The organism is Microvirga sp. CF3062 (genome assembly GCF_036314045.1).
Classification (GTDB): domain Bacteria; phylum Pseudomonadota; class Alphaproteobacteria; order Rhizobiales; family Beijerinckiaceae; genus Microvirga.
The window spans coordinates 54,590-68,770 of the sequence record NZ_JAYGGN010000004.1 but is presented as its reverse complement, the minus strand read 5'-3'; the positions used below and the strand labels follow the sequence as shown (position 1 = coordinate 68,770).

Here is a 14,181-nt window from a genome sequence, read left to right as displayed (position 1 = left end):
AAGGAATTGAGAGCACCATGGACGATATGAGCAGCCAACCCTGGACTTGGGATGAGCAGATCTGGCGCAACAAGGTGGACCATGTGCGCGCAGGGCGCTCACTGAAGCCTGCCAAATGGAAGAACGGTGCCCGCTGCGCCGTTGCGCTCTCCTTCGACTCGGATCACGAAACGAACGAATTGCGCGATGGCGGCAAGTCCATCGGCCGCATGTCCCAGGGCCAATACGGCAACCGCCAGGGCGTGCCGCGCATCCTGAATGCTCTTGCCAAGTATGATGCCAAGGCAACCTTCTTCGTGCCTGCCGTCGCCGCCCTTCTCTATGAAGAGGAGCAGCGCCGGGTCGTGGCGGAAGGTCATGAGATCGGCATTCATGGCTGGATCCACGAGCTCAACAGTGAGCTTCCGTACGAAATTGAACGCGACCTGATGTTCCGGGCAGCCGATACCCTGGAGAAGATCACAGGCGTGCGTCCGGTTGGCCTGCGCACTCCCTCCTGGGACTTCAGCCCCAGCACGCTGCGCATCGAGCGTGAGCTCGGCTTGCTCTACGACTCGTCTCTCATGGCAGATGACGATCCTTATGAACTCGTGGAACAGGGCGAGCCTACCGGTATCGTGGAGTTGCCGGTGGAGTGGATCCGCGATGATGCAGTCTATTTCAACATGCATCGCTTCAACGGCTTGCGCCCGCACACACCGCCGACTGCCGTCTACGACATCTTTTTCCGGGAGTTCGAGCGAGCTTATGAGGAAGGTGGCCTTTTCCTTCTCACCATGCACCCTCATGTGACCGGTTACCGCTCCCGCATTTGGATCCTGGAAAAGCTTTTGGAGGAGATCACGCAGCGCTCGGACGTGTGGGTGGCAACCCATGCGGAGATTGCGGCATTCGTGAAGGAGCAGTGCACCTGATGAAGTCTCCCGCACGGGCTAGAGATTTCGGCCTCGCCTGCGGCAGCCTGCCTGCAGGTGAGCTGAACAGCATCGCTGACATCCCAGGTGTTCGCGTTGGCCATTGCACTTTGGCGCATGGCGGGATCCGTACCGGGGTGACAGCCATCGTTCCCCATGGCGGCAACCTCTATCGTGAGAAGCCCGTAGCGGGCGTTCATGTGCTCAACGGCTTCGGCAAGAGCGCCGGTCTGGTTCAGGTGGAAGAACTGGGCAGCATCGAGACCCCTATTCTCCTTACCAACACCCTTTCCGTCGGCACTTGCTGTACGGCCCTGGTGCGCCATGCGATTGAACATAACCCGGATATCGGTCGCAAGACCGCCACGGTGAATCCGGTCGTATTCGAGTGCAATGATGGTTATCTAAATGACATCCAGGCTCTCGCTGTCACCGAAGAGGATGCGCGTGCGGCTCTGGTAGATGCGTCCTCCCATTTCGAAGTCGGTTCGGTGGGCGCTGGCTGCGGCATGAGCACCTTCGGCTTCAAGGGTGGCATCGGCACGTCATCCCGGCGCCTCGACCTCGACGGACGCACCTACCATTTGGGTGTGCTCGTCCTGTCGAACTTCGGGCGCTCCGGAGACCTGCGCCTGCCCGACGGCAGGGTGATCGCCCCGCCCGAGGCAAGGGCGGAGCCGGAGAACTCTGAGAAAGGCTCAATCATCATTGTCGCGGCAACAGACATTCCCCTGAGCGACCGGCAACTCAAGCGCATCATCCGCCGCTCCGGTGTCGGCCTTGCACGGCTTGGATCTTTCTGGGGGCATGGCAGCGGCGACATCGCACTCGGCTTCACGACGGCTAATGTCCTCTCCCACGACGAAAAGGGAGCTCTGGTCGATATCCGTATTCTCAACGAGAATCGCATTGACCTGCTCTTTGAGGCCATGGCCGACACCACGCAAGAGGCCGTTCTCGATGCACTTGTCGCGGCCGGCTCTATGACCGGCTGCGACGGTCACTATCGTCCAGCTTTGGCCAATGTTCTTTCACCGCCCTCATCGGATTCCTAAACTCATGACCAGCAACACAATATCCGAGAACGACTTTGCCCTTGCCGTTCATGGTGGCGCGGGAACGATCCTGCGCAGCAAGATGACGCCGGAGCGGGAGGCTGCCTATCATGCAGGCCTACGCCGCTCCCTTGATGCGGGACGGGCTGTTCTAGCGGATGGCGGCAGCGCGCTCGATGCCGTGTCCGCCGCCGTGATGGCTCTTGAGGACGAGCCTCTCTTCAATGCCGGCCGCGGTGCGGTCTACACCTCCGCCGGCAAGCAGGAGATGGATGCAGCTGTCATGGACGGGCGAGACCGGTCTGCAGGCGCCGTTGCCGGTATCAGCGGCCCGCGTAATCCGGTTCTCGCCGCACGCGCCGTGATGGAGCATTCCGGCCACGTGCTGCTGATTGGCGAAAGTGCGCTGGAGTTTTGCCGCCGACAAGGCTTGGCCTTCGAGGAACCTTCCTACTTTTTTACCGAGCAGCGCTGGCAGGCCTTGCAGGAGACCCTTGCCATGCGCAAGAGCGGCGCTGAGGACCAGGACGAGTCGCGTAAGCATGGCACGGTCGGTGCAGTCGCTCGCGACAAGCACGGCAATCTTGCAGCAGCCACATCCACAGGTGGCATGACGGCCAAAGCGCCTGGACGGGTGGGTGACAGCCCTGTTATTGGTGCCGGAACATGGGCTGACAATGAGACCTGCGCCATCTCGGCGACCGGCCATGGCGAGATCTTCATCCGCTATGCGGCAGCGCACGAGATCGCCTCACGCATGCGTTATGCAGGCCAGTCCCTGGATCAGGCGTCTCGCGCGGTCGTGATCGATATGCTGGCTCCCGCAGGTGGCACGGGCGGCATCATCGCGGTGGATCAGGAGGGCAACGTGTCCCTACCCTTTAACTGCTCCGGCATGTATCGCGGCGTTGTGCGAGGAGACGGCAGGCTCCTGACCGCGATCTATGATGAGCCTCTCATCGAGAGCCAAAAGGCTTAGCTTGTCTGTGAACTGAAAACGGAAGAAACCCGTTCACGGCTGTAGTTCTGACCCTATATGCCCCCCAGCACCTATCCGCGCAAAGGAGAATCAGCATGCCACTGAGCGACAACCCTGTCTGGTTCATCACGGGTTGCTCAACCGGGTTCGGGCGGGAGCTAGCTCAATTGGTGCTGCGCAAGGGTTGGCGGGCGGTGGTGACGGCCCGCGACACTGGCAGGGTGCAGGACCTGACACACGGATATGAGGACAGAGCCCTCGCCCTGTCCCTGGACGTCAACAAGCCTGACCAGATCGCCGCAGCGGTCAAGGAGGCGGAGGACCGCTTCGGGGCCATTGACGTACTGGTGAACAACGCCGGCTATGGCTACCAGTCTTCCATCGAGGAGGGCGATGATGCCGAGATCCGCGCCCAGTTCGAGACCAACGTGTTCGGTCTTGCGGCCATGACCCGTGCCGTGCTTACCGGCATGCGTGCCCGCCGTCGTGGGCATATCGTCAATATCTCCTCCCAAGCTGGCTTCATCGGCTTCGAAGGTTCCGGCTACTACGCGGCGACCAAGCATGCGGTCGAGGGGCTCTCGGACTCGCTTTCCAGGGAAGTCGCTCCGCTCGGCATCAAGGTGACCTGCGTCGAGCCAGGACCGTTCCGCACCGATTGGGCCGGTCGATCACTGCAGCAGCGGCGCCCGATGATTGCCGATTATCAAGGCACGGTGGGTGTTCGCCTTGAGGCGACAACCAATTACAGCGGCAAGCAGCCCGGAGATCCCGTACGGGCTGTGGAGGCCATCATCAAGGCCGTCGAAGCGGACAACCCGCCCAAGCATCTGGTGCTGGGCTCGATTGCCCTCGAAGGCGTTCGGAACAAGCTGAAGGAAACTCTGGCCGAGATCGACGCTTGGGCCGAGACGAGCCGCGGCGCAGATTATCCTGAAGGTGAACACTAGACGGGTCCTTAGACATCCCACGGGCTGGCAGCTATCATCGGATGAGCTTCACATTCCATGTGAGGGCCATTTTCATTCGGACGTGCTCCTCACGCTCCAAGTCATCCGAAAGGAATCCACCGGCCATGAGCCTTGAATCCGTTCGCGCTTTCCTTGCCCAGAATGCACCTGATCTCGAGGTCATCGAGATGGGCACGAGCACGGCAACAGTTGCTCAGGCGGCGGAAGCCCATGGCGTCGGGCCGGAGAAAATCGCCAAGACCTTGTCCCTCCGCGTTGGAGAGAAAAGCTTCCTTGTCGTCACAAGCGGCATCGCGCGGCTGGACAACAAGAAAGTGAAGGCGGCCTTCGGCGGCAAGGCATCGATGCTCGATGCGGAGCAGGTCCAGTCCCTGACCGGACATCCCGTAGGTGGAGTCTGCCCTTTTGGGTTGGCAACGCCCCTGCCCGTCTATTGCGACATTTCGCTCAAGGCGTTCGACGAAGTTGTCCCGGCTGCGGGCTCCATCCACGCAGCCGTGCGCATCAACCCGAAGCGCATGGCCGACCTTGTGAATGCCGGTTGGGTCGATGTGTGCCAGCAAGGCCCTGCACCAGCAGAAAACCCGGCATCAGAGTAATGCCGGGTTTCCGGTGATATCCTAACGATCAGCGCGCCTTCACGGCGGTATCGGGGAAGTCGCTGAAGAGACCGTCAACCCCAAGAGCATAGAACGCATTGTACTCAGCCGCCGGATCGCCCTTGAAGGTCGAGGCTAGGCGCTTGGGCTCGTTGCGGAAGGTCCAGGTGAAGACCTGCAGGCCCGCGGCATGGGCGTCCTTCACGACGTTAGACGGCTGGGCGAGAACACGGTCCTGCTCGTCGGCTTTTCCATCGCCGTTGAGGTCGTCCGCCTTGCCATCGTTGTTCTGGTCCACCTGCTTGGTAGGCAGGATGTAGGGCTTCCACGGCGCGAGGATGTCAGCATAGGACTTGACCTCGGCCAGACCTTCCTTCGTCAGCAGGTCCTTGTAGGTGCGCTTGTCGCCGACCACCACGAAGTCATAAGGCTGGGCATAGGGCGCAGTGAGGACGATGTTGCCATCCTTGTCCACGTCTTCCGCATCGAGCAGCTGCGCCAGCTTCACATCGATCCGGGTGTTCAGGTATTTCAGGTTCGCCACCTCAAAGCTCTGGATGACGACAGGCGCAGAAGCATCGGACCAGCCGGCCTCCTTCAAGACGTTCACCAGACGATCCTCAATCGGCAGTCCCAGGGCCGCATGGAAGGTCGAGTGCTTGGTTTCCGGGGCGATGCCAACGACCTTCCCTCTTGCCGCGCCCTCCTTCTTGGCGAGATCAATCACTTCCTGAAGAGTCGGGACCTGGAACTGACCGTTCTTCGATTGATCGCGGTCGGACATAGCCTGCTTGGCGCGAAGCTGCTTGATCTCGGCAAGGGTGAAGTCGCTGGCGAACCAATCACTCGTATCGACGCCGTCGACCTTGCGGGTGGCCTTACGGGAGGCGAATTCAGGCCGGTTCGCCACATCGGTCGTGCCGCTTAGCATCGGCTCGTGCCGGGCGATCAGCACGCCGTCCTTCGTGACGACGAGATCGGGCTCGATGTAGTCCGCCCCCATATCGATGGCCATCTTGTAGGCTTCGAGCGTGTGCTCTGGCAGATAGCCGCTGGCGCCGCGATGGGCGACGACGATGGTCGGCGCTCCGGTCAGCGTCTTCTCCTGAGCCAGGGATGATCCGATCATCGCGGGCAGAATGGCGGTAACGGATCCGAGCAGTGCGAGATAGTTCATGGTCTCTCCTCCTGGAAAGGTCTCTAGCGACGCTTCTGTGACGCCTTGATGACCTTCGCACCATTGCAATTATCGCGTCCACTTCTCGGTGCAAGAAGCGGCAGTTCAGTTATCGGATGGAAAGGTCGACCTGACGAACTCCCACGCCGCGACCAGATGGCGACGCATGGCCTCCTCGGCGTTGTCGGGGTCGCGCGCGAGAATGGCCTCGAAGATCGCTTCATGCCCGGCGTAGTTCATCTGATCGATTCCGGCACCCCGCTTCATGGAGCGCCAGTGCTGGGTCAACCACTCCACATAGGCCTTGTGAATCGCCGGATAGATCGGATTGCCCGGCATCCGATACATAACCGCATGAAAGGCGGCATCGGTCTCGTCGAACAGGGAGGAGTTTCCAATCGCTTCGCGGTTGGTGTCGAGCGCAGCACGGAGCTCTTCGAGGTCATCGCGCCGTGCATGCTTGGCGGCCCAGCGGGCGAGCGCGGTCTCCATGAAGATCCGGGTCTCGAACAGGTTCCAGACACCCTTGCGGTCGACCACGAGATGACCAACAAGATTGCCGACTCTATCGACGGCGATCTCGTAGTCGGGCTTTCGCACGATCGGGCGGTGCCCCAGGCGGGTTTCAATGAGGCCGCGATTGGCCAGCGATACGATTGCCTCACGAACAGCGGCCCGGCTCACCCCGTAGCGCTGCATCAGATCACGCTCGGCAGGAAGGCGCTCACCTTCCTGAAGTCCGCCTGTCTGAATCATAGTTGCTAGTTCGGCAGCCACAGCATCCGACCGGCGTGCACCTACCCCCATCATCCCGTGGCCATGCAGCTTTTCGCTCTGGTCCATGGTCACCTCGTTCGTGTCACGCAGTTCCTGGCGTAAGATCCAGCACAGGCCAAAGCTGATCCGCTGCCTTCAAACAAGTAGCATATGGTCCGACCATAATCTATCGCCTCGGAATTGCAGCGCCCTAGAACCGCCGAAATCGGCTGGCAACTCTGCTCAATCGGAGCTTAAAGGCCAAGTTGATCGGCCTTGACAGCTCCTGACTGTCCGATCATCCTAACTTCGGTCGAACCAAATAGATCAGAAATTGACGTTTGGTTTGACACTGCTCCGATTGAGCAACCAGGGAGAGAGACTGGTGACGCCATCGCAAGGCACTCCGCTGTCGAACTCTAACCCGCAACTCCCCGCAAGGGGATTTGGCGAGGGCCGGCCATGACCAACTCGGTCCAAATTGGCCGCACCGAGGCGGTGACCCATTACCAGATGTACATCGACGGGGCTTGGACCGACGGCCGGTCAGAAGGACGGTCCGAGGTCGAGAACCCCGCCAATGAAGCCGTCTTTGCCTCCGTGCCGGCCGGAACGGTCGAGGACGCAATGGCCGCTCTGGAGGCAGCGCGGCGGGCGCAGCCGGCCTGGGCTGCACTACCGCCAATCGTCCGCGCCGGTTATGTGAACGATCTCGCTGCCGCGGTGAAGCGGGAGAAGGCTCACCTCGCCCGCGTCGTTGTCCTGGAACAAGGCAAGCCTCTGAACCAGGCTGAAGGCGAGATCGATGCGGTTATCACCTTCCTCACCTTTGCGGCCGAGAGCGCACGCCGCATCGAGGGCGACATCCTTCCCTCCGATTTTCAGAACGAGGAAGTCTGGATCCGGCGAGTGCCCTTCGGTGTGGTTGTCGGCCTGACCGCATGGAACTACCCGGCCGCCTTGGCAGCCCGCAAGATCGGCCCTGCGCTTGTTGCCGGCAACACCATGGTGGTGAAGGGGCACGAATCCACGCCCCTGTCAGCTCTGGAGATCGCACGCCTGGCGCACGAAGTCGGCATTCCGAAAGGCGTGCTGAACGTGGTGACGGGTGACGGGCGCACGGTGGGCGATGCGCTGGTGCGCTCGCCCATCAGCGCCATGATCACCATGACGGGCAGCGTTCGAGCCGGGCGCGAGATCTACGCGGCAGGCGCCCATGAACTGAAGGTCGTGCGCCTCGAACTCGGCGGCAAAGCACCTTTTATCGTTCTAGATGATGCCGATATCGAAGCGGCCGTGGAAGCAGCCATCGTCTCGCGCTTCACCAATTGCGGTCAAATCTGCACCTGCAACGAACGCATGTATCTGCACAAAGCCATCGCGGAGCCATTCCTCGACAAGTTCGTGACCCGCGTGAAGCAGATGCGCCTCGCCGATCCCATGACCAGCCCCGACATGGGCCCGAAGGTGAACCGGCCCGAGGTCGACAAGGTCGAGGAGATCGTGAACGACGCCATCGCGGCCGGTGCCGAGGTCCTCGCAGGTGGGCGTCGTCTGACGGAAGGCGAATTCTCCCGCGGACATTGGTTCGAGCCAACGGTTCTGCGCGTGGACAGCAACAAAGCGTCCGTTATGCAGCGGGAGATCTTCGGTCCGGTTGCGCCGGTCATGACCGTCGACAGCTTCGAGCAGGCGCTGAGCTTCGCCAACGACAGCAGCTATGGGCTTTCGGCCTATGTCTACACGAACGATCTGCGCCGGGTGATGCGCCTCACGCGGGAGCTCTCCTTCGGCGAACTCTATGTGAACCGCCCCTGCGGAGAGCTCGTGCAAGGCTTTCACAACGGCTGGAAGCACTCGGGCCTCGGTGGCGAAGACGGCAAATACGGTTTCGACGGATACCTGCGCAAGCAGACGACTTACGTCCGTTGGTGAAGCCCCGCAGCCATAAAGGGCTGCGGCAATACTCTAAGAACCCCAAAAAGGGGCATAAAAACAACATGGAGGAAGATGATGCTGAGAAGGACTTTCCTTGCACTCGCAACGGGTGTCGCAGCCGTTAGTTTGGGCCTTAGCGGCGTGTCCGCGCAGGATCTGCCCAAGCTGAAGCAGAAGGACAAGTACAAGGTCGGCTTCGCGCAGACCGAGTCGAACAATCCGTGGCGCATCGCGCAGACGGAGAGCATGAAGGCCGAAGCCGCCAAGCTTGGCCATCAGCTCGTCTATACCGATGCGGCCGGTTCCGCCGCCAAGCAGGTGGCCGACGTCAACTCGATGATCGCTCAGGGCGTCGATCTGATCTTCCTGGCGCCCCGCGAGGAGAAGCCCCTAATCCCGGCGGTCATGGCCGCCAAGCGCGCTGGCATTCCGGTCGTCCTGCTTGATCGCAATGTGGACCAGAGCCTTGCCAAGGCAGGCCGTGACTACGTGACCTTCATCGGCTCGGACTTCGTGGACGAAGGCAAGCGCGCGGCCGAGGCCCTAACCAAAGCGATGAACGGCAACGCCAAGATCATCCAGCTCGAGGGCACCACGGGCTCCTCGCCGGCCAACGACCGCCGCAAGGGGTTTGAGGACTACATCAAGGCGCATTCCGGCATGAAAGTCGTGGCCTCCCAGTCCGGCGACTTCGCCCGCGACAAGGGTCGTCAGGTGGCCGAGACGCTGCTGCAGGCTCATCCGGATGCAACGGCCATCTACGCGCACAATGACGAGATGGCCATCGGCGCCATCGCGGCCCTCGAGGCTGCCGGCAAGAAGCCCGGCAAGGATGTGATCGTCGTCTCGATCGATGGCACCCGCGACGCGCTCCAGGCCATTATCGACGGCAAGATGCTCGCTACCGTGGAGTGCAATCCTAAGTTCGGACCGAAGGCCTTCGAAACCTTGGCTCGCTACGCCAAGGGCGAGCAGATCGAGCCGTGGGTGGTGAACACCGACCGCTTCTTCGACAAGTCGAACGCGACCCAGCTCATCGCGGACGCCTACTGAACCCCAAAGGCGCTGCCCATGATACCGGGCAGCGCCTTTCTCATCTGGTTGAACCGATGAACGGAGCTTCCATGGCGCCGCTTCTTTCCATGCATGGCATCGACAAGCGCTTCGCCGGCATACCGGCTCTGCGCTCGGCCGAGCTCGTGGTGGAGAAGGGCGAAATTCATGCACTGATCGGCCAGAACGGCGCCGGCAAATCCACGATGATCAAGATCCTGACCGGTTACTACAGGAAGGATGCCGGCGAGGTTCTGTTCGACGGCAGGCCGGTGGAGTTCTCCTCACCGCAGGAAGCCCAGCGGGCCGGCATCAGCACGATCTACCAGGAGATCAATCTCGTTCCTTATCGGTCCGTTACGGAAAACATCTGCCTCGGACGGGAGAAGCGCCGCTTCGGTCTCCTCGACTGGACGGCCATGCATGCAGAAGCCCGGGCGCTGCTCGCCCGGTTCAAGGTCGACATCGACGTGCGCCGCCCGCTCATGGTTAATCCCACTGCCGTGCAGCAGATGGTCGCCATCGCCCGCGCAATCGGTTTTGAGGCCAAGCTGGTCATCATGGACGAACCCACCTCCTCCCTTGACGAGCGCGAGGTCGAGGTCTTGTTCGGCGTGATCCGTCAGCTCAAGGAGGCCGGCGTCTCGGTCATCTTCGTGAGTCACAAGCTCGACGAACTCTATGCCGTGTGCGACCGGGTCACCATCATGCGCGATGGCCGCACCGTGCAGGTCGCATCGATGGACCAGCTCTCCCGGCTCGATCTCGTCACCTCCATGCTCGGGCGCGAGCTGTCGCAGGTTCTGCACGAGGGCCACGACACGGCCGATGCCGATGGGGTGCGTGAGCCTGTGCTCAAGGTCCGAAATCTCGCCGTCGGCCGCAAGGTCAGCGATGTCAACTTCGATGTCAGGCCCGGCGAAATCGTCGGTCTTGCCGGGCTGCTTGGAGCCGGTCGGACGGAGTCGGTGCGGGCTGTTTTCGGAGCCGACAAGCCGGATGCCGGCTCTGTCGGCTTTGCTGGATATGACAATGCCATCGCGACGCCTTCGGATGCGATCCGGGCCGGCATGGGCTTCTGCTCTGAAGATCGCAAGCTCGAAGGCATCATTCCCGACATGTCCGTGCGCGAGAACCTGACGCTCGCCCTCATGCCGCAGCTGGCTCGGCGTGGCATCGTGGACGAAGCCCGTAGCCGGGAGATCGTCGACCGCTTCATCAAGCGTCTCAGCATCCGCTGCACCGGGCCGGAGCAGCGCATCCGCGAACTCTCCGGTGGCAACCAGCAGAAGGTGCTGCTCGCCCGCTGGCTCTGCATGAACCCCAAGCTCCTGATCCTGGACGAGCCGACCCGCGGCATCGATGTCGGCGCCAAGGCCGAGATCCTCAGTCTGATCCGGGAACTGGCCGGACAGGGCCTCGGCGTTCTGATGATCTCCTCGGAACTGGAGGAGGTCGTGGAGGCGGCCAGCCGCATCTTCGTCCTCCGCGACGGCCGCACCGCAGCCGAGTTGAAGGGTGACGCAGTAAACGAGCAGAGTGTCATGGCCGCCATGGCTCATGGGCATGAGAGCGCCCGGGAGACCGCCCATGGCTGATACGGCCACCACCCTGCCTCCGGCGCATCGAGCGCCTCGTCTCGATGTCAGAACGATCCTGACCCGCTATGGCGCCTGGATCGCGCTGGCGCTCCTGATCCTGGTCAATCTCGCCATCACGCCGAACTTCGCCACGTGGCAGACGCTCAACGTCAACCTCACCCAGGTGTGCGCCATCGTGATCGTCGGCGTCGGGATGACCCTCGTCATCGCCACGGGCGGCATCGATCTCTCCGTTGGTGCGCTCATGGCGATTGCAGGCGCGATTGCACCTCTCATCTTTCTCGGCAAGCTCTTTCCCCTGCCCCACCCAGCAATCGGAATTGCGCTGGCCTTTGTGGTTCCTGTCCTAGTCGCGGGTGCACTCGGCTGGTTTAATGGCTGGCTTGTGACCCGCCTGCGCATCCAGCCGATCATCGCCACCCTCGTGCTCTTCATCGCCGGGCGCGGCATCGCCCAGGTCTTCACCAATGGCAATCTGCAGGTGTTCAACCTGCCGAGCTTTCAGTTCATCGGCCTCGGGCGCGTCTTCGGCATCCCGTTCCAGGCTATCCTGATGATCATCATCGTGGCGGCGGCAGCCTGGATGCTGAGGCGAACTGTGTTCGGCCGTCAGATCCTCGCCATCGGCGGCAATGAGAAGGCGGCGCGGCTCTCTGGCATTCCCGTGGCATCCGTGAAGCAGCGGGTCTACCTGATCAGCGGCCTTCTCTCCGGCATCGCGGGCCTGATCGTCATTGCTCGCAACTCCGCCGCCGATGCCAACCTCGTCGGCCTCGGCATGGAGCTCGACGCCATCGCGGCCGTCGCCGTGGGCGGCACGCTCCTCACCGGCGGCCGGGCCACGGTCATCGGCACTCTGGTCGGCGCGCTGATCATCCAGCTCGTCCGCTACACGCTGCTAGCGAACGGCGTCCCCGATGCGGCCGCCCTCGTGGCGAAGGCCGCGATCATCGTGCTGGCTGTTTGGCTGCAGCGGCAGAGCCATCGCTGAGGTCGCCGATGAACGCAATCCCACTCAAGCTGTTTCAAGGCATCGGACGCTACGGCGTGCTCCTCGCCCTCGTCGCCTTGATCCTTTTCGGATGGCTGCGCTACGAGAATTTCCTCGGCGCCTTCAACGTGCTCTCGGTGCTGCGCTACAACAGCATGTTCGCCCTGGTGGCACTCGGGATGTGCTTCGTCATCATCACCGGTGGGATCGATCTCTCGGTGGGATCGACGGCAGCCCTCGGCAGCGTCGTTGCCGCCCTGCTCTCTTCCTATGGCGTCATGCCCGGACTGCTCGGAGGACTGGCAGCCGGACTGGCGGTCGGAGCCTGCAACGCCTTCATCATCACGCGGCTCAATATACTGCCCTTCATCGCCACCCTTGCCACCATGCTGGCCGCAAGCGGCTGCGCGCTGCTATTGGCCGGCAACCAGTCTGTCTCTGTCTCCTACGAGACGGGCTTCGTCGAGCTCGGCCAGGGCGATTTCCTCGGCTTTCCCATTCCAGCCTGGATCGCAATCATCGCCTATCTTCTCGGCTCCCTCATTCTCAATTTCACCTCCTTCGGACGCACCGTACTGGCAATCGGCGGCAACGAGGATGCGGCTCGCCTCATGGGGCTGCCGGCTCAGAGAGTGAAGGCGCTTGTGTATCTGGCGAGCGGCGGTCTTGCAGGCCTTGCAGGCGTGATCCTCGCTGCGCAGTTCGGTGCCGGGCAGCCCATTGAGGGCGTGGGCTGGGAGCTGTTCGCCATTGCGGCCGTGGTCGTCGGCGGCACGCTGCTGACGGGCGGGGTCGGCTCCGTCGGCTCGACGCTGGCCGGCGTGCTCCTGCTGGGCCTGATCTTCAACATCCTGAATTTCGAGAACGGCCTCGGCTGGATCAGCCTCTCGGCCTACTGGCAATCAGTCATCCGCGGCGCGTTCCTGCTGCTCGTCGTCGCCATCCAGGCCCGGCTGAGCATGCGCACGGAAGAGGCTGCCTGACGGCGACACATTCAATTATCGAGAAGGATAATCATGCCCCGGATCACCTCCATCGAACCCGGCTTCTACCGCATCCCGCTGCCGACCGTGCTGACCGATTCCATGCATGGCGAGATGCGTGCCTTCGAGCTCAACACGGTACGCATCCGCGATTCCGATGGCGCCGAGGGCGTCGGCTACACCTTCACAGTCGGGCGCAACGGTGCCGCCATCGACACGATCCTCGCTCGAGAGCTGCCCGAGATCATGGATGGTGAAGAGGCCGACGAGATCGAGCGCCTTTGGCACAAGGCCTGGTGGGCGCTCCATTACGGCGGGCGCGGCGGCCCGACGGTCCTGGCGATCTCCGCCTTCGACATGGCCCTGTGGGATCTCAAGGCGAAACGTGCCAATCTCCCGCTCTGGAAGGCTCTTGGCGGCTTTGATTCCAAAGTGCCCTGCTATGCTGGCGGTATCGATCTCGATCTGCCTCTCGACAAGCTGCTGCGCCAAACCGACGACAACCTCGGAAAGGGCTTCCGGGCCATCAAGATGAAGGTCGGTCGTGCCAACCTGTTCGAGGATGTGGAGCGGGTGAAGGCCATGCGGGATCACCTCGGTGTCGGCTTCCCGTTGATGGTCGACGCCAATATGAAGTGGAGCGTGGACGGCGCCATTCGTGCGGCGCGCGCCCTTCAGCCCTTCGACCTCACTTGGCTCGAGGAGCCGACCATTCCCGACGACCCGGCAGGTCACGCCCGCATCGTGCGCGAGGGCGGATTGCCGATCGCAGCCGGCGAGAATCTGCGGACGCTCTGGGAGTTCAAGCTCTACGTGGCCGGCGGTGCGGTCACCTATCCGGAGCCGGACGTCACCAATTGCGGCGGCGTCACCCCGTTCATGAAGATCGCCCATCTGGCCGAGGCCTTCAACCTGCCGGTCACCAGCCACGGCGCTCATGACGTGACCGTGCACCTTCTCGCCGCATGCCCGAACCGCTCCTACCTCGAAGCCCACGGCTTCGGACTGGAGCGCTATATCGCCGAGCCCTTGAAGATTCAGGATGGTTTCGCCTTGGCGCCGGATCGACCCGGCCACGGCATCGACTTCGACTGGAGCGGTCTCGACAAGATTAGGGCCTGAGGCATCGAAGATCCTCCGGCGCACGTGAAGCAGGATGCAGGA

The 14,181-nt window shown here is 62.2% G+C and carries 13 protein-coding genes; 11 read left to right on the top strand and 2 right to left on the bottom strand.

Features of this window, described 5'->3' with window-relative positions; genetic code table 11:
• Positions 1-17: 17 nt before the first annotated feature.
• The 5 genes from VB618_RS08610 (at position 18) to VB618_RS08590 (ending at position 4,518) form a co-directional block, all read left to right on the top strand.
• On the top strand, positions 18-914 hold the full coding sequence (locus tag VB618_RS08610; protein ID WP_329796215.1) for a polysaccharide deacetylase family protein: 897 nt from the start codon (positions 18-20) through the stop codon (positions 912-914).
• A complete protein-coding gene (locus tag VB618_RS08605; protein WP_329796214.1) occupies positions 914-1,969 on the top strand; it encodes a DmpA family aminopeptidase in 1,056 nt (351 codons plus the stop codon). Before VB618_RS08610 ends, VB618_RS08605 begins: the two co-directional genes overlap by 1 nt.
• Before the next feature lie 4 nt (positions 1,970-1,973).
• Positions 1,974-2,948 (top strand): isoaspartyl peptidase/L-asparaginase family protein, encoded by a 975-nt coding sequence (locus VB618_RS08600; RefSeq protein WP_329796213.1) that lies wholly within the window; start codon positions 1,974-1,976, stop codon positions 2,946-2,948.
• A 95-nt stretch (positions 2,949-3,043) separates the two neighbouring features.
• Positions 3,044-3,898, top strand: coding sequence for an oxidoreductase (locus VB618_RS08595; protein ID WP_329796211.1), 855 nt, complete (start codon positions 3,044-3,046; stop codon positions 3,896-3,898).
• Positions 3,899-4,023: 125 nt separating this feature from the next.
• Complete coding sequence (locus VB618_RS08590) at positions 4,024-4,518, top strand: YbaK/EbsC family protein (protein ID WP_329796210.1); 495 nt, start codon at positions 4,024-4,026, stop codon at positions 4,516-4,518.
• A gap of 28 nt (positions 4,519-4,546) precedes the next feature.
• Here VB618_RS08590 and VB618_RS08585 read toward each other — a convergent pair whose 3' ends face one another.
• Positions 4,547-5,695: a glycerophosphodiester phosphodiesterase gene (locus VB618_RS08585; protein ID WP_329796209.1), complete on the bottom strand. Its 1,149-nt coding sequence runs from the start codon at positions 5,693-5,695 to the stop codon at positions 4,547-4,549.
• A 105-nt stretch (positions 5,696-5,800) separates the two neighbouring features.
• Positions 5,801-6,538, bottom strand: a complete 738-nt coding sequence (locus tag VB618_RS08580; RefSeq protein ID WP_329796208.1) for an FCD domain-containing protein — start codon at positions 6,536-6,538, stop codon at positions 5,801-5,803.
• A 375-nt stretch (positions 6,539-6,913) separates the two neighbouring features.
• Between VB618_RS08580 and aldA the strand changes: the two genes are divergently transcribed.
• From aldA to VB618_RS08550, 6 genes are all read left to right on the top strand, one after another.
• Positions 6,914-8,386, top strand: coding sequence for an aldehyde dehydrogenase (aldA, locus tag VB618_RS08575; RefSeq protein ID WP_329796207.1), 1,473 nt, complete (start codon positions 6,914-6,916; stop codon positions 8,384-8,386).
• Between the two features lie 75 nt (positions 8,387-8,461).
• A complete protein-coding gene (locus tag VB618_RS08570; RefSeq protein WP_329796205.1) occupies positions 8,462-9,442 on the top strand; it encodes an ABC transporter substrate-binding protein in 981 nt (326 codons plus the stop codon).
• A 71-nt stretch (positions 9,443-9,513) separates the two neighbouring features.
• Positions 9,514-11,040, top strand: coding sequence for a sugar ABC transporter ATP-binding protein (locus VB618_RS08565; protein ID WP_329796204.1), 1,527 nt, complete (start codon positions 9,514-9,516; stop codon positions 11,038-11,040).
• Positions 11,033-12,034, top strand: a complete 1,002-nt coding sequence (locus VB618_RS08560; protein WP_329796203.1) for an ABC transporter permease — start codon at positions 11,033-11,035, stop codon at positions 12,032-12,034. The genes VB618_RS08565 and VB618_RS08560 overlap by 8 nt, the downstream gene beginning before the upstream one ends.
• A gap of 8 nt (positions 12,035-12,042) precedes the next feature.
• On the top strand, positions 12,043-13,017 hold the full coding sequence (locus tag VB618_RS08555; protein WP_329796202.1) for an ABC transporter permease: 975 nt from the start codon (positions 12,043-12,045) through the stop codon (positions 13,015-13,017).
• A 33-nt stretch (positions 13,018-13,050) separates the two neighbouring features.
• Positions 13,051-14,139 (top strand): mandelate racemase/muconate lactonizing enzyme family protein, encoded by a 1,089-nt coding sequence (locus tag VB618_RS08550; protein WP_329796201.1) that lies wholly within the window; start codon positions 13,051-13,053, stop codon positions 14,137-14,139.
• The last annotated feature ends 42 nt before the right edge of the window (positions 14,140-14,181 follow it).